The sequence below is a fragment of the Paraburkholderia sp. UCT70 genome (assembly GCF_050434085.1).
Taxonomy (GTDB): domain Bacteria; phylum Pseudomonadota; class Gammaproteobacteria; order Burkholderiales; family Burkholderiaceae; genus Paraburkholderia; species Paraburkholderia tuberum.
On sequence record NZ_JBNPVZ010000002.1, the window covers coordinates 2978984 to 3002492 of the forward strand.

The following is a 23509-nucleotide window of genomic DNA, read 5'->3' on the forward strand; positions in this document are numbered from 1 at the left end:
TTGCTTGCACGCTTTGACTATGATCGGTGGCATGAACACACTCTCTATTGCACAAGCGGCTCCATCATCCGCGCCTATCGGCACTCGGGCGGTCGGCGAACTTCTCCGCGAATGGCGGCAGCGGCGGCGCATGAGTCAGTTGCTGCTCGCCACGGAGGCTGACATTTCGACCCGCCATCTGAGCTTTGTCGAATCGGGGCGCGCGCTACCGAGCCGGGAAATGGTCATGCATCTCGCCGAGCGCCTCGACGTGCCGTTGCGCGCGCGCAATGCTCTGCTCGTCGCGGCCGGTTACGCGCCGCTGTTTCGCGAACGTCCCCTCTCCGACCCGCAGCTCGCCGCCGCGCGCGAAGCCGTCGAACTGGTGCTCAAAGGACATGAGCCCTACCCGGCCCTCGCGATCGACCGGCACTGGACCATCGTCGCGACCAACAATGCGATTGCGCCGTTGTTGAGCGGCGCGAGTCCCGAACTGTTGAAGCCACCGGTCAACGCATTGCGCCTGAGTCTGCATCCGCAAGGCATTGCGGCGTCGATCGTCAACTGGCATGCGTGGCGCGAGCATGTGCTGGCCCGCCTGCAACGGCAGATCGATGTCAGCGGCGACGACACGCTGAGCGCACTGCGCGACGAACTGGCCGGCTACCCCGCGCCGCCGGATGCAGACGCCTCGACGCTGGACGATGCAGTCCTCAACCAGATCGCCGTGCCATTGAGGCTGCGTACGCCGCTTGGCGTGCTGTCGTTTTTCAGCACCACCACGGTGTTCGGCACGCCCGTGGACGTTACGCTGTCGGAACTCGCCATCGAGGCGTTCTTTCCGGCGGATCGGCAAACCGCGTCGGCGCTGCGCGAATTTGCCGAACACCAGCGCGGCTAGCCGCTCGCGTACCTCCACTCCACTCACCACGAATAAGTGAGATGTCCGTCAACGTCGACACCCTGTTGATCCGCCAACTCGGACCCGCCGACCGGGACGCCTATTTCCAGCTTCGTCTGCGCGGGCTGAAGGCGCACCCCGCTTCGTTCGGACAAAGCCACGACGAAGCGCTGGCGAAAGGCGCCGGGCAGCATGACGCGACACTGCAGGGCTCGGAGACGGAAGGCACGTTTCTGCTTGGCGCGTATGCGTCGGCCGACGCTCCGCTGATCGGCGTCGTCGGTCTGCTGCGCAATAAAGCCCAAAAGGAGCGGCACAAGGCGAACGTGGTCGGCATGTATGTCGCACAGGAAGCGGCTGGTCGTGGGGTCGGGCGCGCGCTGCTCGGCGAGTTGCTGACGCGCGCGGCGCGAGTCGACGGTTTGCGACAGGTGCAGCTAACCGTGGGTAGCCGCAACGACGCGGCGCGCAGGCTGTATGAATCGCTCGGCTTTCGCAAATATGGGTGCGAAGTCGGCGCCTTGAACGTCGACGGGGTGTTCCATGACGAGGATCTGATGGCGCGGTTCCTCGCGTAGCGCCCCCGGGAATCGCTGACAACGCCTCCTTGCGGCCATTTCCTGCGCCTCGTCAACGTTGTAATGTCGTCCTATTGCACCGACATCGTGTCAGGCAGCCTGCACGGCACTGGCTTCTCGCAGCCTCCGTCCGCAACGTGATCGGTACGCGTCTGCGCCCGCTTTCGGTCTCGGGGTCGAACGCGTGCGCCAGACCGGCTGCCCATCCTCATGGAGCCGTTACAAATCCGACACTCGTTTGCGTAGTTTGTAACGGGGGACGCTTCATACGGTTACAGGCTCCATCCGCCCCTCACACGCCACCCAGCACGAGTATTTATTACCGTCCATTCCATCGCTTTCTGTTCCTTTCTAATCCAAAACAAATTTACCGATCGCCGCGCGGTGCGGACGCACTTCTCGGCCAATCGCGTAGGATTCCCATCCAGCAAGGGTTTTCATGGAATAGAGGCCAGTGTCGAAAGGCTATAAATTCACTTGGCATCATTCATTACAATGGCGTGAAAAACTTACCGAAAAATGATGTAGTTTTTTGAGATATTTTTTTGAGAAGGGATTGATTTCTGGTTTTAGCCTTCATACAATTCGTCCCGAGCTGTTACGAAATGTAACGTCTTGTATCAAATGTTCGCTGTCTGTAGCAAGTAGCAACATGTAGCCGGAGGCCACGTTGCCGGCGAGGCAGAAAAGACATAACGGCGCAAAGCCGACATAGTAATTCGGGGCTTCGGAAACAGACAAAATGGACCGTAGCAGCGAGACGCTGGATTCAATCCGCGAGATCAACTTGTCTTACATCATGCTCGCGCAACGCATGTTGCGCGAGGACAAACCGGTCGGAATGTTCCGGCTGGGACTGTCGTCGGAACTGGCTGACTTGCTTGCCGGGCTGTCGCTCGCGCAAATCGTCAAGCTGGCCGCTTCCGACCAGCTTTTGTGCTTCTTCCGCTTCAACGACCACGCGATGCTGTCGGCATTGACGCAAACGACGAAGCACACCGCAGTTGCACCGACTCACACGGCGATCCTGCTTGCAGGCCAGCCCGCCGAGCAATTTGCCTGATCGAGGTGACTGCAATGCTCAAGCGAAGCCTGACCGAAGATGCACAGGAAGTATTTCGCGCGATCGCGCTGATCGAGCTCGGCGCCCGCATGCAGGTGCTCGAGAGCGAGCTGACGCTGTCGCGCGACCGTATGATCCGCCTGTATCGCGAGGTCAAGGGCGTATCGCCGCCCAAGGGCATGCTGCCGTTCTCGGCGGACTGGTACATGACGTGGCTCGCGAACATTCACGCGTCGCTGTTCTACAACACGTACCTGTTCCTCAAGAACGAAGCGCGCTGCTCGCATCTGGATGCGCTGACCAAGGGCTATCGGCTGTATCTCGAACACTGTCAGCACAGCGAAACCGAGCCGGTGCTCGATCTGACGCGCGCGTGGACGCTCGTGCGTTTCTTCGACGCCGACATCCTGCAGTTGACCAGATGCTGCCGCTGTACCGGCAAGTTCGTCGCGCACAAGCACGACCTGCAGCACAACGTCGTGTGCGGCGCCTGCCAGCCGCCGTCGCGTGCCGGCAAGACGAAGAAGGCAGCAGCCGCGCGCCGGGAAGCGCTCGATGCGGCGCAGGTCGCGCAGGCCGCTTGACCGATCGATTCGCCGTCGCGAGACGCGCTCGACCCGATTCAAACCGAAGCTCACATGATTCCGCGCAGTGATTGAACTGCGCGGATTTTTTTCGCCTTCGCGCCGGGCAAACCGGCGCGCCGAATACCGGTCGTTCAGATCAACCGGCCAGCCCCACCGTCTGGGCAACGAGCCACAGATTCGCCGCACTGATCGCAACAAACAGCGTCCACACGAGCAGGCGCGTCGGCAGCGTGTTGGCGAATTCGCCCATCAGCGATCGGTCGCTCGTCATGCGGATCAGTGGATACAGCGCGAACGGCAGTTGCAGGCTCAGCACGACCTGACTCGCGACGAGCAGTTGGCCAACCGCGCCATTGCCGAGCATCCGCACACCGATCAGCGCCGGGATCAGCGCGAGCGCTCGCGTGATGAAGCGCCGCTGCCAGCACGGAATCTTCATTTTCAGGAAGCCTTCCATGATGACCTGCCCCGCCACCGTGCCGGTGAACGTCGAGCTTTGTCCCGACGCGAGCAGCGTGATCGCGAACAGGAAGGCGGCGAAGCCGGTGCCGACGATCGGCGCTAGCAGCCGGTAGGCGTCCTCGATCTGCGTGACCTGGTCGTGGCCCGTCGCGTGAAACGCGGCGGCCGCGAGAATCAGGATCGCCATGTTGATCAGCGCCGCGATCACGAGCGATGCGATCGTGTCGATCCGTGACATGCCGATCGCCGAGCGGATGCTGGCCGGATCGCGCTTCACCGCGCGGGTCTGCACGATCGACGAGTGCAGATACAGGTTATGCGGCATCACCGTCGCGCCGAGAATGCCGATCGCGAGATACATCGGCTCGCGCGAACTCAACGCCTGCCACGACGGAATCAGCCCCTGCGCGACCGACGGCCAATGCGGCCTCACGAGCGCAAGCTCGATGATGTAGCCGACGCCGATCGTCGCGATCAGCGCGAGCATGATCGCTTCGAGGTCGCGAAAATTCTTGCCCTTCAGGCCGAGCACGATCAGCGTGTCGAACGCGGTCAGCAACACGCCGGTGGTCAGCGAGCAGTTGAACAGCAGATGGAACGCGAGCGCGCCGCCGAGCACTTCGGCGAGATCGCAGGCGATGATCGACAGCTCCGCGAGCAGCCACTGCGCACGCGCGACGCCCGGCGAATAGCGAGCGCTCGACAGTTGCGCGAGATCGCGCCCGGTCGCGATACCGAGGCGCATGCTCAGACATTGCAGTGCCATCGCCGCGAGGCTCGACAGCAGCACGACGAACAGCAGACTGTAGCCGAAGCGCGAACCGGCTTCGATCGCGGTGGCCCAGTTGCCCGGGTCCATATAGCCGATCGATACGAGCAGGCCGGGCCCCGCGAATTGCAGAATCTTCTTCCAGAACGGTGCGCCTGCGGAGACGGCGACCGAGCCCTGTACCTCGGACGGACAGAACGGCGCTGTGGCGGTTGTTGGTAGTTTGAACAGCAAGCCGGAAATCTCTCGAGAGGAATCGACACGACGCCTCGGGCGGGCGTCGCGAGCCGCCTCAAGTGTACAGAGAACCCTCCGGCAATGTCCCGCTGAGCGCCTAGCGGCCGACGTCATGCACGCGGTAGTCGAGCGGATCGTGCAGCGTATGCACTCGCGCGTTGCGCCAGAAACGATCGAGCGCGAGTGGCGCATGAGACGCACGGGCGCCGCAGGCGTCGAACAGTTTTTCGCCGATGTCGAGCGCCGCCCGGTATGCGACGATCTTCGCTTCCGAGGTCGCAAACGCGACCCGCGCACGGTTCCCGGCATCGAGCGATGCACGTCGCTGCCACGCGTCGTCGAACGCGCTGGCGGCGCGCGCGCCCTGCGCAATCCCGACGAACAGATTGGTCAGCACCTGTTGCGAGATCAGCGTGCGCAGGCTTCGCGCGCAATGCGGCGAGCAGTGGGGTGAGATCGAGCGCGGAATCCGTGTGTCGCTGCTCGCGAATCTGCTCGACGCCGTCATGCGCGAAAGTCACTGGCTTGCCCTAAGGTCGTCGTTGGCTGGATCGAACGACGATACGGAGCCGCTCCCACGTGGTCTACGAAGCGATTTGCACAAGGAAAGCGCGAAAAGCGATTTGCATGAAAAACGCCGGGGGCGCTTGCGCGCGACCCGGCGTCGTTGATGAGGTCGATGAAGCGCGTGCCAACAGGGTTAGGAATTCAGCGCTTCGCCACCTGCTGCTGCGCTGACACCGATGCGGCTCCGGCCGCAGAGTCGGAAGCCGCAGCCAGCGAAGCCGCCGCGCCGCCGGAAGCACCAACCGGCACCGGCGCCGCCCCCACCGCCGTATCCCCCGCCGTCACATCGCCCCAACCGCCACCGAGCGCGCGAATCAGATTCACGGTCGCGACCGCCTGCGTGCCCGCCAGATGGCTCGCCTGCAATTGCGACTGCAGCACCTGCCGCTCGCCATCGATCACGTCGAGATAGCTGACCGCGCCCTCCGTGTACTGCGTGCGCGACAGATGCGCGGCGCGCTGCGACGCATCGACCGCGTCGTTCTGCTCGCGCATCTGGTCGTCGAGCAAGCGCAGATCGGCAAGATTGTCCTCGACTTCACGGAACGCCACGAGCACCTGCTGGCGATATTGCGCGACGTCCTCGTCGTACTTCGAACGGGCCTGCGCGAGATTGGCCTTGCGGCGGCCGCCGTCGAAGATCGGCACCGTCAGCGCGGTACCCGCGAGCGGACCGAGGATGAACGCGCGGCTCGACCACATGAACAGATCGCCGAGCGTCGCCGATTCAAAGCCGAACGCGCCCGTGATGTCGAGCTTCGGGAAGAACGCCGACTTCGCGAGCCCGACGCGCGCATTCGCTGCCTGCATCGCGCGTTCGGCTGCCGCGATGTCCGGCCTGCGTTCGAGCAGCGCCGACGGCAAACCCGGCGGCACGCGCACCGCCACCGGCGCGAGCGGTTCTTCCGCGAACGAGAAATCCGCGGGCGGCTTGCCGAGCAGAATCGCGAGGCTATGCTCCGAGGCCGCCCGTTGCCGCGCGACGCCGACCGCATCGGCACGCGCGCTCGCGAGCTCGTTCCGCGAGCGCGACAGATCCAGCTCGCTGATATCGCCTTCCTTGAAGCGCCGCTCGACCAGCTTCAGCGTGTCCTCGCGCAACGCGACGGTGCGGCGATACAGATCCTGGTCGGTGTCGAGCTCGCGCAATTGGAAGTAGTTCTGCGCGACATCGGCCTGCAACGACAGCTGCACCGAGCGAAACAGCGCTTCGCCCTGCTGCTCGTCCGAGCGCGACGCGTTCACGTTCGAGCTGACCCGCCCGAACAGATCCGCTTCATACGACGCGCCGACCTGCGCGCGCCAGATCGTGCCCGTCGTGCCGCCCGCGCTGTCCGGCAGGAATTGCGAGGCCGCCGACGCGCGCTCCCGGGTCGGGCCGAAGCCCGCGTCGAGCTTCGGGAACCAGTCGGACTTCGCCGCCTGCGTGACCGCGCGTGCCTGCTGCACGCGCGCGGCTGCGGCCTTCAGGTCCTGGTTCGCGGCGGCGGCCTGCTCTTCGAGCGCGTTGAGCTGCGGGTCGCCGAACACCTTCCACCATTCGCCACGCAGGGCGTCGTCGGCGGGCTGGGCTGGCTTCCATGTGCCGGTGTTTTGCGCCGACGCGGCCGAACCAGCCGCCACTCCCGACGCCGCCGCAGCCGACGTCGCCATCGCGGGCGCTTCCTTGAACGCCGCCGGCGTATCGACGTCGGGACGCTTGTACGTCGGCTCGACCGAACAAGCGGCCAGCAGGGCAATCAGCAAACCGCTCGCGGCCGCGCGGCCCCATCCGCGCAAAGATACAAAGCGAGATTCAAAGCGTTTCATTGTTGTTTTCTCCTCAGGCGTCCGTAACGGGCGCGCCATAGCGCGGCGAATCTTTCTGCGCGACGTGAATCGTCCCGCCCGCGAGCGAACGCAGCACCACATAGAACACCGGCGTCAGCATCAGGCCGAACAGCGTGACGCCGAGCATGCCGAAGAACACGGCGATGCCCATCGCGTGACGCATCTCCGAGCCCGCGCCGCTCGACAACACCAGCGGCACCACGCCCATGATGAAGGCGATCGACGTCATCAGAATCGGCCGCAGACGCAGACGGCTCGCTTCGATCGCGGCCTGGAGCGGGCTGCGTCCGTCGTGTTCGAGCTCACGCGCAAACTCGACGATCAGGATCGCGTTCTTCGCGGACAAGCCCACCAGTACCATCAAACCGATCTGCGTGAAGATGTTGTTGTCGCCACCGGTGAGCCACACGCCGGTCAGCGCGGAAAGCACGCTCATCGGCACGATCAGGATCACCGCGAGCGGCAGCGTCAGGCTTTCGTACAGCGCGGCGAGCACGAGGAACACGAGCAGCACGCTGATCGGGAACACCCACATGCCCGCATTGCCGGCGAGGATCTGCTGATACGTGAGGTCGGTCCACTCGAGCTTCACGCCGCGCGGCAGCACCTCGGCGGCCACGCGTTCGGCCGCGGCCTGCGCCTGTCCCGACGAAAAGCCGGGTGCCGGGCCGCCGTTGATGTCGGCCGCCGTGTAGCCGTTGTAGCGCACCACCATCTCCGGTCCGTAGGTCGGCGTCACCGTGACGAGCGACGACAACGGCACCATCTCGCCCGCCGCGTTGCGCGTCTTCAGTTGCAGGATGTCGTCGGCGCGTTGACGGAAAGGCGCATCCGCCTGCACGCGCACCTGATACACGCGACCGAAGCGGTTGAAGTCGTTCACGTACAGCGAGCCCAGATAGATCTGCATCGTGTCGAACACGTCCGTGACCGGCACGCCGAGCTGCTTCGCCTTCACGCGATCGAGATCGACGTTCAGCTGCGGCACGTTGATCTGATAGCTGGAGAAGGTCGGCCCAAGTTCGGGCGTTTGCGCCGCGCGCTTCACGAATGCTTCGGCAGCCTTGTTGAGTTCCGCGTAACCGAGCGCGCCGTGATCTTCGAGCTGCATCTTGAAGCCGCCGAGTGTGCCGAGCCCGAGCACCGGCGGCGGCGGGAACACCGCGACGAACGAGTCCTTGATCGCGCCGTACTGCTGGTTCAGCGCACCGGCAATCGCGCCTGCCGAGAGCTTCTTGTCGCCGCGCTCCTTGAACGGCTTCAGCGTGACGAACACGATGCCCGCGCTCGAACTATTCGTGAAGCCATTCACCGACAAACCAGGGAAGGCCACCGCGCTTTCGACGCCCGGCTGCTTCAGCGCGATCGCGCTCATATCGCGGATCACCTTCTCCGTGCGGTCGAGTGACGCACCATTCGGCAACTGCGCGAACGCGATCAAATACTCCTTGTCCTGCGCGGGCACGAAGCCGCCCGGCACGACCCGCGCCACCAATACGGTTGCACCGATGAGGATTGCGTACACCGCGAGCATCGCGCCCTTGCGGCGCAGCACGCCGGTGACACCACGGCCGTACGCTTCGGAACCACGATGAAAAACCTTGTTGAAACGCTTGAAGAAGCCGCCGAGCACACGGTTCATCACACGCGTCAGCCAGTCTTCCTTCTCGCCGTGGCTGCGCAGCAGTAGCGCGGACAACGCCGGCGACAGCGTCAGCGAATTGAACGCCGAGATCACCGTCGAGATCGCGATGGTCATCGCGAACTGCTTGTAGAACTGGCCCGTGAGACCCGTCATGAACGCGAGCGGCACGAACACGGCGACGAGCGTCAGCGCGATCGCGATGATCGGCCCGCTCACTTCGCGCATCGCCTTGTAGGTCGCATCGCGCGCACTGAGCCCGCTTTCGATGTTGCGCTCGACGTTCTCCACCACGACGATCGCATCGTCGACGACGATACCGATCGCGAGCACCATGCCGAACAGCGACAACGCGTTGATCGAAAAGCCGAACGCAAGCAGCAGCGAGAACGTACCGACGATCGACACCGGCACCGCGATCAACGGAATGATCGACGCGCGCCACGTCTGCAGGAACACAATCACGACGATCACGACCAACGCGATCGCTTCGAGCAGCGTATGGATCACCGCCTCGATACTCGAACGCACGAACTGCGTCGGGTCGTAGACGATCCGGTATTCGACGCCGGCCGGCATGTCTTCGGCGAGTTCCTTCATCGCCGCGCGCACCTGCTCTGAAATCGCGAGCGAGTTCGCACCCGGCGCCTGATTGATCGCAAGCGCAACCGCGGGCTTATTGTCGAGCAGCGACCGCAGACCATATTCCGACGCCGCGAGCTCGATCCGGGCGATATCGCGCAGATAGGTCACGCCGCCGTCGGGCGCGGTCTTCACGATGATGTCGCCGAATTCGCCCTCGGTCTTCAAACGGCCGCGCGCATTCACCGACAACTGCAATTGCGTGCCCGGCACCGACGGCGACGCACCGATCACACCGGCCGCGACCTGGATGTTCTGCTCGCGGATCGCGTTGACGACTTCGGTCGCCGTGAGACCGCGTTGCGCGACTTTTTGCGGATCGAGCCAGATACGCATTGCGTAATCGCCCGAGCCCCACAGCTGCACTTCGCCGACGCCCTGAATCCGCGCGAGCCGATCCTTCACGTTGAGCAGCGCGTAATTGCGCAGATACGTCATGTCGTAGCGATCGTTCGGCGAGATCAGGTGCACGACCATCGTCAGCGTCGGCGAACTCTTGATCGTCGTCACGCCGAGCCGCTGCACGTCATCCGGCAGACGCGGCAGCGCCTGATTGACGCGGTTCTGCACGAGCTGCGTCGCGAGGTCGGGATTGGTGCCGAGCTTGAACGTGACGGTCAGCGTCAGATTGCCGTCGCTATTCGCCTGCGACTGCATGTACAACATGTTCTCGACACCATTGATCTGCTCTTCGAGCGGCGCGGCGACCGCTTCGGCGATCACCTTCGGATTCGCGCCCGGATACTGCGCGTGCACCACCACCGAAGGCGGCACCACTTCCGGATACTCGGAAATGGGCAGCTTGAACAGCGAGATGATGCCCCCGAGCAGGATCAATACCGATAGCACGCCTGCGAAGATCGGGCGATCGATGAAGAATTTGGATATGTTCATTGGAAGCTCTTAACGTTGGAGCATGCGCGTTGGAGCATGCGGCTCACGAATTGCCTTTCGCGCCGGCCTCGGCCTTGGCACGCGACTGCGCGAGCGCTGCGCTGTTCGGGTCGTCGTCGGTCATCATCGGCACCATGTGCGCGCGCACCATGTCGCCTGGACGCACGCGCTGAACGCCGTTGACGACGATCCGATCGCCCGGCTTCAGGCCGTCGTTGACGACGCGCAGATTGCCTTGCATCGAACCCGTCGTGATCCCGCGATAAACGACGTGGTTGCCCTGATCGACGACCAGCACGAACTTCTTGTCCTGGTCGGTGCCGACCGCGGCATCGTCGATCAATAGCGCCGGATGCGGTGCGCTGCCCCCCACCTTGACGCGCGCGTAGAGGCCCGGAATCAGCGCGCCGTCCGCGTTGTCGAACTTCGCGCGCACGCGGATCGTGCCCGACGACGTGTCGAGCCGGTTGTCGACCGACTCGATCGTGCCGCTGCGCGAGTAGCCGGATTCATCGGCGAGACCGAGTTCGACCGGCACCTTGCCGCCGTCCTTCGCGCGGCTCAGGTATTGCAGGTAGGTCTGCTCGTCCGCGTCGAACGACGCGTAGATCGGCGACACCGACACGAGCGTCGTCAGCGGCACCGAACTGGCGCCCGCCGACACCACGTTGCCGACCGTGATCTCCGCGCGCGACACGCGGCCCGACACCGGCGCGACGATCTTCGTGTAGCCGAGATTGATGCGCGCGGTTTCCAGCGCGGCTTGCGCGGCCTTCAGGTTCGCGCTCGCCTCACGCGCGGCGTTCTGCTTCTCGTCGTAGTCGCGTTTGGCAATCGCGTTGTCGACGATCAGCCGTTGCGCCCGTTCCCAGTCGCTTTGCGTGTAGCCGGTGCGTGCCTGCGCGGCCGCGAGCTGTGCTTCCGCGCGATCGACTTCGGCCGCGTACGGACGCGGATCGATCACGAACAGCGTGTCCCCCTGCTTCACGAGCGCGCCGTCCTTGAAGTTGACTGACACGATCGTGCCCGGCACCTGCGAACGCACGTCCACTTTCTGCACGGCTTCGAGACGTCCCGAATAGGACTGCCAGTCGGTGATCGTCTTCTGCATGACGGTCGCCACGTCCACTTCCGGCACGATGGTGGGTGCGGCCGGCGAGCTCGCATCGACACGAATTGCGCCGAAGGTGCCAAGCCCGGCAAGAACGACGACGACCACGGCGGCTAACGCCACGCGGCGGCGGGAAAGAGGAAGGATAGTCATGTGTAGCTCCCGGTATCGTTGATTGAATTTCTGTTTATCGATGAGCGCGCGCGTCGAAGCGCCACTGGAAAAAGCGCACCGCTTCCTGCAAAGCGGACGGATGATCGGCGAGCGCCGCGTGCGACACGCTCGGAAAGCGCACCACCTGGGTCTGCACGCCCGCGTCGATCAGATTGCTTGCATACTTCTCGGCCTCGACGTGCAGCACGTCGTTCTGCGCGGTCGCGATCAGCGTGGCCGGCAAGCCGGCGAGCCGCGACGATTCGAGCGGCGCTGCATACGGATGCATGCGCTGAGACGCTTGCGGCAGATACGCGCGATAACACGCGGCGCACTCGCGCGCGGTGATATCCGAACCGAGCCGCTGCTCGTCGCCGAGCCGCGTCAGGCTCGGATCCAGCATCGGGCCGAACAGCGCCTGCGCGCTGATCGGCACGTCGCCACGATCGCGCGCGATGAACGCGAGACAATTGGCGAGTTGGCCGCCCGAGTCATGGCCCGCCACGCCGATCTTTCTGCTATTGCCACCAAACGCCCGCGCCCGCGTCTGCACCCACAGCGCCGCGCGATGCGCGTCTTCCGGCGCGGCCGGAAACGGAAACCGCGGCGCGAGCGAATAGCCGACCGACACCACGAGCGCCGGTAAGTGTTCTGCGAAATACCGCGCGGCGAAGTCCGCGCACTCGATCGAACCCTTCGTAAAACCGCCGCCGTGAAAATAAAGCAGTACCGGCAATGCGGTTTTTTTCGTCAGCCGATACAGGCGCAATGTAATGGGTTGAGCGTACCCATCGATTCCCACGTCGGTGACTTCAAGTGTCGGGTCGTTGGCCTCAGCGCCAGTGTCTTCGGCGGAAACGCCGGTGGAAAAAGGCGGGTACGGCGATTTGAATGCATCCATGTCGAGCCGCGCAAATGCGCATAGAACTTCAATGGTGCGAATTGTGGGTTCGGCAGACTCGTAAATAAATGCCTATAATCCGGCAACACAATTCGGTGCCTTTGAACAATCCCGTTGTGATTGTTTTCGCGGACTCCATTCCCGCCTGTGCACCTGCCCCTTCTGGAGGTTTGCAATGGACCGGCTTCAGGCCATGCAAGTGTTCACGCGCGTCGTCGACACCAACAGCTTTACCCGCGCAGCGGAAACGCTCGACCTGCCGCGCGCATCGGTTACTACGATTATTCAGAACCTCGAAGCGTTTCTCGGCACGCGGCTGATGCACCGGACCACCCGCCGTCTGTCGCTGACGCCCGATGGCGCCGCGTACTACGAGCGCTGCGTGCGGATCCTCGCGGACGTCGAAGAGACCGAGGCGAGTTTCCAGAGCGGCAACAAGAAGCCGCACGGCAAGCTACGCATCGACATGCCGGGCTCGATTGGCCGTCTGCTCGTCATTCCGTCGCTGTGCGAATTCCACACGCGCTATCCGGACATCGATCTGCAACTGGGCCTGACCGACCGGCCCGTCGATCTGCTGCAAGAAGGTGTGGATTGCGTGGTGCGTGTTGGCGCGTTGCAGGATTCGTCGCTGGTCGCGCGCCGCATCGGTCTGTTCGAGGGCGTGACCTGCGCGTCGCCCGACTACATCAAGCGCGCGGGCGTGCCCGCTTCGCTCGAAGATCTCGACAATCACAAAGCCGTCAACTACTTCTCGAGCCGCACGGGACGCACGCTCGACTGGGCGTTCCTGGTGAACGGCAACGAAGTGGAAGTGAAGATGAAAAGCATCGTGTCGGTCAACGACGCGGATGCCTACGTGACCTGCGGACTCGAAGGCTTCGGCCTGATTCAGCCGGCGCGCTTCATGGTGCTGCCGCATCTGGGCTCGGGTCAGCTCGTCGAAGTACTGCCGGACTTGAAACCCTTGCCGATGCCGATTTCGGCAGTCTATCCGCACAGTCGTCATCTGTCGCCGAAAGTCCGCGTTTTCGTAGACTGGATCGCGGAGCTGTTCGATCGTTGCCCATTGCTGAGCGGACGCGGCACTCTCGACGCCACCTGCACGAAGCGCACGTTCGAGCAGCGCGAGTCCGCGCCGGCACTCGACACGCCGGTGATGACCGAATGGGTCGCATGAAGTACGGGAAGTGAAACAGTGAATTCCAGCCGCGGCGCCAATGCCGCGGCAACTGTGCAATCGCACGGCCCCGGTGAAGCCTCGTTCGCGATTGTTCCTGAATCGCGACAATTCATTTCGCAAAACCGCGATTTATCCACACCGCGTCGACGTCTACATTTCACCCTGTCGCAGCGCCATCGCGCTGCCAATGAATCGACAGGAGTGAATCATGAAACGCAATCTGTTGGCAGGCCTCGCTCTGTCGCTGCTCGTCAGCGTTCCGGCATTTGCGCAAGGCGGCGGCGGTATCGGCCGCGCGGGAACGTATGACACGCAACCGGCACCGACCGCGAGCACGAAGACACGCGCCGAGGTCAAGGCCGAACTGGTCGCCGCGTATCGTGACGGCTCGCTGCCCTCACTGAATCGCACCTCGTATCCGGACAAAGGCCTGATCGGCCAGACGCAAGCCGCGCGCATCGCGTTGCAGGAAGGAACGAACGTCGAAGTGACGCGCGTTGCGAAGGGCCAGTAACGAGTTAGAAGAAGTTGATTCAGAACCCGGCGCGCTTGCGGCGCAAAACTGCGCGCCTCTTCATCAAGGAGCACATCATGACACCATCGGAACTCGACAACTGGAATACCGACACGCCCGTGTGGACACCGTATCGCCCGGTACAACACTGAGCGTTGGCTGTCGCTCACGGCACTCGCCGTCATGCGCCCGCGAAGTGGCTTTGCGGGCGCATTTGCATTGAAGCGATCGAAAGCGGGTGCGGCCCGTGACGACGCGCTTGCCGTCGTTTCCCTATAATCGAACGTCCTTCCCTCGCAGCGGGTTTGTGCGCTTCACTATAGGAGCAACACGATGGATTATGTGAAACTCGGCCGCACCGGCCTCGATGTATCGCGTCTCTGTCTCGGCTGTATGAGTTATGGCGTACCCTCGCGCGGCACGCACCCCTGGTCGCTCGACGACGAAGCCGCGCGGCCCTTCATCAAGCAGGCGCTCGATCACGGCATCAACTTCTTCGACACGGCCAACGTCTATTCGGACGGCACCAGCGAGGAAATCGTCGGCCGTGCGCTGAAGGACTTTGCGAAGCGCGATGAGATCGTGCTCGCCACCAAGGTCAATAGCCGCATGCATCCGGGCCCGAACGGCGCGGGGCTGTCGCGCAAGGCGATCATGGCGGAGATCGATAACAGCCTGCGGCGGCTCGGTACCGACTATGTCGACCTGTATCAGATCCATCGCTGGGACTACGGCACGCCGATCGAAGAAACGATGGAAGCGCTGCACGATGTCGTGAAAGCCGGCAAGGCGCGCTATCTCGGCGCGTCGTCGATGTACGCATGGCAGTTTGCCAAGGCGCTGCAGGTGGCTGAGCGCAATGGCTGGACGCGCTTCGTGACGATGCAGAACTACGTGAATCTGCTGTACCGCGAGGAAGAGCGCGAAATGCTGCCGCTGTGCGAAAGCGAAGGCATCGGCGTGATTCCGTGGAGTCCGCTTGCCCGCGGACGCTTGACGCGCGACTGGGACACCGAAAGCGCGCGCTCCGAAACCGATGAATTCGGCCGCACGCTGTACGCGCACACGCAGGAAGCGGATCGGCGTATCGTCGAGCGGGTCAGCGAGATCGCGAAAGAGCGCGGCGTGCCTCGCGCGCAGGTTGCGCTAGCGTGGGTGCTGCAGAAGAAGCCGATTACCGCGCCGATTGTCGGTGCTACCAAACTGCATCATCTCGACGATGCGGTTGCGGCGCTCTCGTTGAAGCTCAGTGACGAAGAAGTTCACCGGCTCGAAGAACTGTATGTGCCGCATGCGGTGGCGGGGTTCGAATAAACGCTGTGAAGCGTACTGGCATCCAGTCGGGACGGGCGGAATGACCCGCGATCGCAGCGCAGGTCGCTTCGCCTGCGCTCGCCTCCTCTCGTCCGCGGGCTTCATGGACCCGATTCATGCCCGAGTGGAGAAGTCTTCTTTAATTGCGCGGCACATCCGGTTCGAAGAACACCCAGCGCACCTGAGGAAACGTGGCCTGCAGGTCGGCCTCGATGACGTTGATCGCATCGACCATCGCGCGGCCGCTCGCATAGTCGATCATTTCCGCCTGCACCGCCACCACCACGTGACGCCCCCACTGCAGCGTGATCATGTTGATGATGCCGCGAATCTCGGGACGCGCGCGCAGATGCGCGTCGATGGCGCTGCGCACTTCCGGGCTCGCCGATTCGCCGACGAGCATCGACTTCACTTCACGCGCGACGAGCCACGCGATCGTCATCAGCAGAAGACCGACCCCCACCGAGCCGAGCGCGTCATACACGGGGCTGCCGGTCACCATCGTCGATAGCACCGCGACGAAGGCGATCGCAAGACCGAATAGCGCGGCGATATCTTCGCCGGCCACGACCAGCAGATCCGATTCGCGCGTCTCGCGAAACCAGTGCCACAGATTTTTATCCGGATGCGTCTTGCGAATCTCCTTGACCGCGCCCCACAACGATAGCGATTCGAGCACCACCGACACACCGAGCACCGCCAACGCGACGAACGCATATTGCAACGGCTCGCGCGCAATCAGTCGATGTACGCCCTCATACACCGAAAACGCACCGCCGACAAAAAACAGCAGCAACGCAACCAGCAGCGAATAGAAGTTGATTTCGCGGCCGCTGCCCATCGGATGCAAAGGGCTCACCGGCTTGCGCGCTGCGCGCAGTCCGAATAGCAGCAGCAGTTGATTGCCGCAGTCGGCGGTGGAGTGAATCGCTTCGGCGAACATCGATCCGGAGCCGGTGAACGCCGCCGCGGCGAACTTGCAGACGGCGATGCCGAGGTTGGCGGCAAGTGCGTAGAAAATGGCTTTCGGCGATTCTTCTTTCATCTGCTGGCGGGGGTCGGTGAGTGGGCTGGGTATTTTTGGGTATTGCACGAGCGAAGTGATCGGCAAGTACTCGATATTATGGATGACAACGACACACCCGCTTGCAGGAATCGGACCTGATGTGCCGTCGTGCCGCCAGCTCCCCAGGCGTCCTTTGCACCGTTCGTGCGGCTCACGCCCTCTCGAGCGCCGCCATCTCCCGTACGACAACCAGCAGCACCGAAAGACTCGCGCCGCCCGTCGCGCGCAGATCGGTCAGCAGACGCGTATAACGCTCGAGCTGTGCCGCGCGATTGTCGCGCCACGCTTGCACCAGCGAATCGGGCGTCGACGCATCGGTCGCGCCGGCCAATGCGCTCGTGGTCAGCGCGCGCTTGAGCCGCGCGAGTTCGGCGAGCGCCGATGCGCGCGCGAGCATGTCCCAATGCGTCGGCGCCGGCAACGAGGCGGCGCGCTCGCTGATCCAGCTGTAATTCAGCAGCGTGCCGAGCGCGAAGTAGACGCCCGCGACCTGTTCGAGATTGCGCCCGCACGTCGACGCGACTTCGGCGATATCGAGCAGAGCGGCCGACACCTCGCCGCTCGCGATCCGCACCGCGAGATCGCTATCGACACCCGCATCGACGAACACCCGTTGCCGCTCCGACAACGCTTCGAGGTCCGCGCCAGGCAACAGCGCCGGCCATTGTGGCGCGAGACGCTGCGCGGCGTCGCGACAGCGCGCGAGCAGGCCGGTCACGTCGTCGCCGGCCGCGCCCGTTTGCAGATGCCGCAGGAACCACAGCGCCGAACGTTCGACGAGCCGCGCGACCTCCGCGAACATGCGTGCCTGCACGTCGTCGGGAACGCGGTTGTCGAGCGCGTCGATGCTGCGCCAGATCTGATCGAGATCGAACACGTCGCGCGCCATGATGCACGCGCGCACGATGTCGCCGGGCTGTGCATCGGTCTCCTCCATCAGCCGATGCACGAACTCGCAGCCGACGCGATTCACGAGCGCATTGGTCAGATGCGTCGCGAGGATTTCACGGCGCAGCGGATGGCGCTGCATCGGTTCGCGGAAACGCTGCCGCAGAGGTTTCGGAAAGTACTCGATCAACATATCGCTGACGAGCGGGTCTTCCGGCATCGACGATTCGAGCAGCGCGTCATAGAGCCACATCTTGCTGTACGCGAGCAGCACCGCGCGCTCGGGTGTCGTCAGTCCCTGCTTCGCGGCCGCGCGCTCAGCGATGTCCTCGTCGGTGGGCAGAAACTCGATCACGCGATTGAGCCGCCCCGCCTTCTCCAGATAGCGCATCAGGCGCGCTTCGGCATCGAGCAGCTCCACGCCAAAACGGCCCGCGATCGACAAAGCCTGGGTCTGATAGTAGTTGTCCGTCAGCACGAGCAGACCGACTTCATCGGTCATTTCGGCAAGCAACGCGTTGCGCTGCTTCTCCGTCATCTCGCCGTCGGCGACGACGAGGCCCAGCAGAATCTTGATGTTGACCTCGTGATCCGAGCAATCGACACCGGCCGAATTATCGATCGCATCGGTATTGATGCGGCCGCCGCGCTGCGCGAACTCGATGCGCCCGAGTTGCGTCAAGCCGAGATTGCCGCCTTCGGCAACGACCTTGCAGCGCAGATCCGCGCCGTTCACGCGGATCGCGTCGTTCGCGCGATCGCCCGCCTGCTGATTGGTCTCGCGGCTCGCCTTCGCATAGGTGCCGATGCCGCCGTTGTAAAGCAGATCGACCGGCGCCTGCAGAATCACGCGCATCAGCTCGGCCGGCGAGAGCGCCGCCGCGCTGATCCCGAGCGCCGCCTGCACCGCCGTCGACAGCGGAATCGCCTTCGCGCTGCGCGGGAACACGCCGCCGCCGGCCGAGATCAGCGACGGATCGTAATCGGCCCAGCTCGAACGGTCGAGCATGAAGAGCCGCGCGCGCTCCGCCATGCTCGCCGCGGGATCGGGATTCGGATCGAGAAAGATATGGCGGTGATCGAACGCGGCGAGCAGCTTGATATGCGGCGACAGCAGCATGCCGTTGCCGAACACGTCGCCCGACATGTCGCCGACACCGACCACCGTGAAGTCCTCGCTCTGCGTGTCGACGCCGATTTCGCGGAAGTGCCGCTTGACCGACTCCCACGCGCCGCGCGCGGTGATGCCCATCTTCTTGTGGTCATAGCCGACCGAGCCGCCCGACGCGAACGCGTCGTCGAGCCAGAAACCGTATTCCTGCGAGATCGCATTAGCGTAGTCGGAAAACGTGGCCGTGCCCTTGTCGGCGGCGACGACCAGATACGGGTCGTCGGGATCGTGGCGCACCACGTCAGGCGGTGGCACGACGTCGGTGCTCGCCAGATTGTCGGTCACGTCGAGCAGGCCGCGCAGGAAGGTCTGATAGCACGCGACGCCTTCGCGCATCCACGCATCGCGCTCGCTCTGCGGCGGCGGATTCTTGACGACGAAGCCGCCCTTCGAGCCGACCGGCACGATCACCACGTTCTTCACCATCTGCGCCTTCATCAGGCCGAGCACTTCCGTGCGGAAATCCTCGCGCCGATCAGACCAGCGCAGGCCGCCGCGCGCGACGCGCCCGCCTCGCAGATGGACGCCCTCGACGCGCGGCGAATAGACCCAGATCTCGAACATCGGTTTCGGCTCGGGCAAGCCGGGCACCTGGGCGGGATCGAACTTGAACGACAGATACGGCTTCGGTTGGCCCAGAGCGTCATGGCGGTAGTAGTTGGTGCGCTTGGTCGCCTTGATCACGCCGAGGAACTGCCGCAGGATGCGGTCTTCGTCGAGATTAGGCACCTGGTCGAGCGCGCTGTCGATCGTCTCCAGACAAGCGTTGATGCGGGCCTCGCGTACCGCGCCGAGCGCCGGATCGAAGCGCGCGATGAACAGGTCGACGAGCATGCGCGCAATCGCCGGATTGCCGGTCACCGCGCGTTCGATATACGCGTCGCTGAACGTCGAACCGACCTGTCGCAAGTACTTCGCGTAAGCGCGCAGAATCGTCACCTCGCGTGCATTGAGCTGCGCGCGCAGCACGAGGCGGTTGAAGTCGTCGCTTTCGATCGTGCCGGTCCACACCTGCTCGAATGCCTGTTCGAACAGATCCTTGACCCGCTCGATGTCGAACTCGGTATCGTCCGCGAGTTCGAGGCCGAAGTCGTGGATCCACGCGGGCATCGCACCGGGCGCCTCGATCAGATAAGGCCGCTCTTCGTCGACGCGCACCCCCAGATGTTCGAGCATCGGCAAGCTGCGCGACAGTGCGATCGGCAGCCCCGCGCGATACACCTTGAAACGGAACGCGCGCGGTCCCGATTCGATCGGCCTGTATAGGTTCATCGCGAGCCGCTCGCTGCCCTGCACGCGCTCGATCAGTTCGATATCGCGCACGGCCGTGCGCGCCGGATAGTCGTCGCGATAGCCGGCCGGGAACGAATCGGCGTAGTGCTGCAGCAAACGGTTGCCCTGTTCTTCTCCGTACGCGTCGAGCAATGCATCGGCCAGATCGTCCTGCCAGCGTCGCGCGACCTGCACGAGGCGCGCTTCGAGCTCGCGCGTGTCGACGCTCGGCATGCCGCCCGCCTTGGCATGGACGACGAAATGAATTCGCGCGAGCGTCGACTCCGACAGCAGCGGCGTGAATTCGACGTTCTCACCATTGAATGCGTCGGCGAGCAGGTTCGCGATGCGCTGCCGCAGATCGGTGTTGTACTTGTCGCGCGACACGAACACGAGGCACGATACGAAGCGATCGAAGCGATCGCGCCGCACGAACAGCCGCGTGCGCTGATGCTCCTGCAAACGCAGCACGCCGAGGGTGGTGTCGTACAGCTGGTCCTCGTCGGCCTGGAACAATTCGTCGCGCGGATAGGTCTCGAGCACCGTCACCAGCGATTTCGCCAGATGACCTTTCGGCAGGAATGCGGCGCGTCTGACGATATTTGCGCATTTGCGCCTCACGATCGGAATCTCCGCGGCCGACACGAAATAAGCGGTCGACGTATACAGGCCGATGAAGCGCCGCTCGCCCGTCACCTTGCCATCGGCGCCGCTCAGCTTGATGCCGACATAGTCGAGATAGCCGGGCCGGTGCACCGTGGCGCGCGAATTGGCCTTAGTCAGAAAGATCGGCAACGACCCGGAGATGATCTCCGTGGCCGCCGGCGGCAACGGCGTGACTTCCGCCGCGCCGCCCGGCTGCTGCGCATCGCGCAGAATGCCGAGACCGGAGCCCGCGACCGCCCGCAAACCGTAGCCGCCGTCGTGCTGCACCAGTTCGTAATCACGGTGGCCGAGGAACGTGAAATGATCGGCGACCATCCATTCGACGAACGCGCGCGCTTCGACGCCCTCGGGACCGGTTTCGCGCACCTTCATATCTTGAATGGTCTGCTTCGCGCGTTCGATGATCTTCGGCCAATCCTCGACCGCCGCGCGCACGTCGCCGAGCACGCGCGCGATGTCGTCGCGCAACGCGTCGAGTTTTGCGGCATCGCCACAACGATCGACCTCGAAATGGATGCACGAGGTCAGATGCGAGCGCGTATCGCCGGCTTCTTCGGCACCTTGGCTCACGCGCGCGATGCTGCCGTCCGGCGCGCGCCAGACCCGAAATACCGGATGGACGACCGAATGCAGCGCGAGCCGATGCCGGTTGACCGACATCGAGACCGAATCGACGAGGAACGGCATGTCGTCGTTGACGATTTCGATCACCGTGTGATCGGAATGCCAGCCATGCTGTTCGAGGATCGGGTTATACACGCGCAGCCGCTGCTCGCCCGGCACGAAGCGCTGCGCGGTCTGCCAGTGGGCCAGCGCCGCGCCGTACAGATCGGCGATCGAGCGGCTTTGCAGATCGCCCGCGTCGACGAAATCGTAGTAATGCCGCAGGAAGGGTTCGACGATATTGAAGGTCGGCTCCGGCAACCGCCCCCGCGCAAATTCGACAACATCGTTCAGCAGGTGTGTGACGGCTTCTTCGTTCTTTGCTTGCATGATCGACTCCCCTGGCTGGCGGCAATGGTGAGTATCGCGTGATTCGCAGGCAACGTCTGACTTGGAATTATGCGCCTGCCGTACGCGATACGGCCGTTTCGCGCAGTCAGGTAATACCCGCTGACCGGTCGTCGAAGAATCGCCAGGCTCTGCTCGCATCGCTGCGGCGCGGCAACGTCGTGCGTGGCTCAACGCGCGGGCTTTGCGGGCGCCGGTGCCGGCGCGGCCGCATCGCTATCCTCGGCGCGCTGGGTGAGCCACGCGCGAATCTGCGCGGCCGTCCACGCGGGATCGTCATGGGGTAGATCGTGGCCGGCCCACGAATGCTTGCGATGCGGCGCGCCCCACGCCGCCGCGAGCTTCGCCGAACAGACCGGGTTGACGAGCCCATCGGCTTCCGACGACAGAATCAGCAGTGCACACTCCGGCGTGGCGGGCGCCGCGCTAAAGCACGCGGCCGCCCACAATTGCCGCAGCGCATTCGCGCGGCTCACCGGCGCGCTGCGGCGAATCGCGGTCCAGGCAGCGAGATCCGCGCCCAAGGCGTGGAGGTTATTGCACGTGAGTCGATGGATGCCGCTCTCGGCATCGGCGGCATCGCTCCAATGCGCCGCGACGCCGAGCAGACCAGGCCACGCCGACGGCCGCAGCCGCTCGTGCATGCGGCTGAATGGCCGCATGCTCGTATTGATCAGCACGAGCCGTTCGATCTCGCCGGGATGACGCTGTGCCCAGTGGGTCGCGACCATGCCGCCGAGCGACATCGCGAGCACGTTGTAGGGGCCCGGCACGCCCGTTTCGAGCGCTGCCTGCCGCACGAATGCGACCATGCCCGCGACGCTCGCGGGCGCGCGCCGCCGCACGTATTCACCGTTGCCAGGCAGATCGAGCAGCAGCAAACGCAAGCCGGTCGTGCTCGTTGCGGCTGGGGTTGCATTGCGCAAGCGATCGCCCGAAATTTGACCCAGGGTTTCGCGCAACGCCGCCGGCAAGCGCCCCCAATGCCGCGTTTCCCGCGTCAGTCCGCGCAGCAGAATCCATGTGCTCATGCGCGATCCGGCCTGTACCAGTGATCGAGCGCGCTTTGCAGCAACTGCTCGCGACGGTTGCCTTGCGGCAGCCAGCGCTGCGCCGAAAACGCCGCGCGCGCGAGGAAGTCGAACAGGTTCGCATGGCGCCGCAGCACGCGCGCGGTGCGATGCTCCATGACCGGATTGAACATGCCCTGCCGCGAAAACAACTGCCGCGGGTTTTTCTTGATCCACAGCCACGAGCCGAGTTCGAGCGTCATCGGCAGAAAGACGTTCGGCGCCGGCGTGCGGTCATACGCGTAGTCCCACAGATCGCCGTGCACCAGATACTGATGGCTTTGCGGCTCGAACGTGTAGCCGTGATGCGGATGCGCGTGTTCGAACATGCTCTTCAACACGTACATTTCGGGCAGATGCGGCATTTGCCGGCGGGTTCGGGCGTACGGAAACCAGATGCTGTCGCTCCAGCCGTAGCCGGAATGGCAATCGAGCGCGATGCTCAGCGGCCGCGCGGCGAGCTGCGTCTCGACTACATGCAGCAGCGCGGCCGCCTCGACCTCCATCGGCTCGCCCGCGCGGCCGCGATACCAGGGCAACCACGCGCCGACGCGCTGGCCGCCCGCCAGCAGTGGCACGCGCGCGTCGGCGTCTTGCGGTGCGTTGCGCATCAGGTCGACGCCGTGCGGATTCGCGCGCGTCGCTGCCCACATGCCGCCGGGATTCGCGATCGGTAAAAAGATCAGCCGGATGGACTGCAATTGCCGCACCAGCAATTCGTCCCATTCGAGCCGAGAGAGCAGCGCGCGCATATAGTCGAGGACGAGTTGCGAGCCGATTCGCTCGAGCCCGTGAATCCCCCCGAAAAAGCCAATGGCTGGCGCGAGCGGATCGGATGAACCGATGCTCGCGGTGTAGATGGAAAAGCGCCGGCCGCGTACCTCGGTCTCGCAGACCGCGCGGATTTCGAAGCTCGCCCTGCCCTGGTCGAGTATCGACTTGAGATCTTCATATTCGGCAAAACTGTCCGGAAGAAAGCTCAAAGGAGTCGGCATGACGGCATGACCGGAGTGTCGGGATTATTAAGGACGGCCGGAA

Annotated in this window: 17 protein-coding genes and 1 pseudogene; 8 read left to right on the top strand and 10 right to left on the bottom strand. The window is 64.0% G+C overall.

The annotated features are described in order from the left end of the window. The first annotated feature begins 31 nt into the window (after positions 1–31). The 4 genes from OKW41_RS16030 to flhC all read left to right on the top strand — a co-directional run bounded on the left by OKW41_RS16030 (position 32) and on the right by flhC (position 3105). On the top strand, positions 32–880 hold the full coding sequence (locus tag OKW41_RS16030; protein ID WP_429467780.1) for a helix-turn-helix domain-containing protein: 849 nt from the start codon (positions 32–34) through the stop codon (positions 878–880). A 41-nt stretch (positions 881–921) separates the two neighbouring features. Then, positions 922–1458 carry a GNAT family N-acetyltransferase gene (locus OKW41_RS16035; protein WP_429573126.1) on the top strand — a complete coding sequence of 179 codons (537 nt, stop codon included), beginning with the start codon at positions 922–924 and terminating at the stop codon, positions 1456–1458. A gap of 742 nt (positions 1459–2200) precedes the next feature. Further along, positions 2201–2521 carry a flagellar transcriptional regulator FlhD gene (gene flhD, locus OKW41_RS16040; protein WP_184007179.1) on the top strand — a complete coding sequence of 107 codons (321 nt, stop codon included), beginning with the start codon at positions 2201–2203 and terminating at the stop codon, positions 2519–2521. A 14-nt stretch (positions 2522–2535) separates the two neighbouring features. Then, entirely contained in the window at positions 2536–3105 is a 570-nt protein-coding gene (gene flhC / locus OKW41_RS16045; RefSeq protein ID WP_018423439.1) for a flagellar transcriptional regulator FlhC, read from the top strand. A 139-nt stretch (positions 3106–3244) separates the two neighbouring features. Here the strand turns inward: flhC and OKW41_RS16050 are convergent, their stop codons facing one another. The 6 genes and pseudogenes from OKW41_RS16050 to OKW41_RS16075 form a co-directional block, all read right to left on the bottom strand. Beyond that, the gene (locus OKW41_RS16050; RefSeq protein ID WP_429573127.1) at positions 3245–4573 is read right to left on the bottom strand and encodes an Nramp family divalent metal transporter; all 1329 of its coding nucleotides are present in this window, start codon (positions 4571–4573) and stop codon (positions 3245–3247) included. Positions 4574–4673: 100 nt separating this feature from the next. Next, positions 4674–5054, bottom strand: a pseudogene (locus tag OKW41_RS16055) (acyl-CoA dehydrogenase family protein); the annotation flags it as partial. Between the two features lie 230 nt (positions 5055–5284). Then, positions 5285–6952 (bottom strand): efflux transporter outer membrane subunit, encoded by a 1668-nt coding sequence (locus tag OKW41_RS16060; RefSeq protein WP_429573128.1) that lies wholly within the window; start codon positions 6950–6952, stop codon positions 5285–5287. Between the two features lie 13 nt (positions 6953–6965). Continuing rightward, positions 6966–10151, bottom strand: coding sequence for an efflux RND transporter permease subunit (locus tag OKW41_RS16065; protein WP_429573129.1), 3186 nt, complete (start codon positions 10149–10151; stop codon positions 6966–6968). 43 nt (positions 10152–10194) lie between these two features. After that, positions 10195–11415: an efflux RND transporter periplasmic adaptor subunit gene (locus OKW41_RS16070; RefSeq protein ID WP_429573130.1), complete on the bottom strand. Its 1221-nt coding sequence runs from the start codon at positions 11413–11415 to the stop codon at positions 10195–10197. Positions 11416–11449: 34 nt separating this feature from the next. After that, complete coding sequence (locus OKW41_RS16075) at positions 11450–12316, bottom strand: alpha/beta hydrolase (RefSeq protein ID WP_429573131.1); 867 nt, start codon at positions 12314–12316, stop codon at positions 11450–11452. A 175-nt stretch (positions 12317–12491) separates the two neighbouring features. Here OKW41_RS16075 and OKW41_RS16080 point away from each other — a divergent pair, with 175 nt between their 5' ends. From OKW41_RS16080 to OKW41_RS16095, 4 genes are all read left to right on the top strand, one after another. Continuing rightward, positions 12492–13496: a LysR family transcriptional regulator gene (locus OKW41_RS16080; protein ID WP_018423444.1), complete on the top strand. Its 1005-nt coding sequence runs from the start codon at positions 12492–12494 to the stop codon at positions 13494–13496. Between the two features lie 211 nt (positions 13497–13707). Next, on the top strand, positions 13708–14013 hold the full coding sequence (locus tag OKW41_RS16085; RefSeq protein ID WP_429573132.1) for a DUF4148 domain-containing protein: 306 nt from the start codon (positions 13708–13710) through the stop codon (positions 14011–14013). 14 nt (positions 14014–14027) lie between these two features. Beyond that, positions 14028–14165, top strand: coding sequence for a hypothetical protein (locus OKW41_RS16090; protein ID WP_429573133.1), 138 nt, complete (start codon positions 14028–14030; stop codon positions 14163–14165). Positions 14166–14346: 181 nt separating this feature from the next. Further along, complete coding sequence (locus OKW41_RS16095; RefSeq protein ID WP_429573134.1) at positions 14347–15327, top strand: aldo/keto reductase; 981 nt, start codon at positions 14347–14349, stop codon at positions 15325–15327. 139 nt (positions 15328–15466) lie between these two features. Here the strand turns inward: OKW41_RS16095 and OKW41_RS16100 are convergent, their stop codons facing one another. The 4 genes from OKW41_RS16100 to OKW41_RS16115 form a co-directional block, all read right to left on the bottom strand. Next, on the bottom strand, positions 15467–16372 hold the full coding sequence (locus OKW41_RS16100; RefSeq protein ID WP_429444095.1) for a cation diffusion facilitator family transporter: 906 nt from the start codon (positions 16370–16372) through the stop codon (positions 15467–15469). A 172-nt stretch (positions 16373–16544) separates the two neighbouring features. Further along, complete coding sequence (locus OKW41_RS16105; RefSeq protein WP_429573135.1) at positions 16545–21383, bottom strand: NAD-glutamate dehydrogenase; 4839 nt, start codon at positions 21381–21383, stop codon at positions 16545–16547. Positions 21384–21571: 188 nt separating this feature from the next. After that, positions 21572–22432: an alpha/beta fold hydrolase gene (locus OKW41_RS16110; protein WP_429573136.1), complete on the bottom strand. Its 861-nt coding sequence runs from the start codon at positions 22430–22432 to the stop codon at positions 21572–21574. Next, on the bottom strand, positions 22429–23466 hold the full coding sequence (locus tag OKW41_RS16115) for a M14 family zinc carboxypeptidase (RefSeq protein ID WP_429573137.1): 1038 nt from the start codon (positions 23464–23466) through the stop codon (positions 22429–22431). Before OKW41_RS16115 ends, OKW41_RS16110 begins: the two co-directional genes overlap by 4 nt. Positions 23467–23509: the final 43 nt, after the last annotated feature.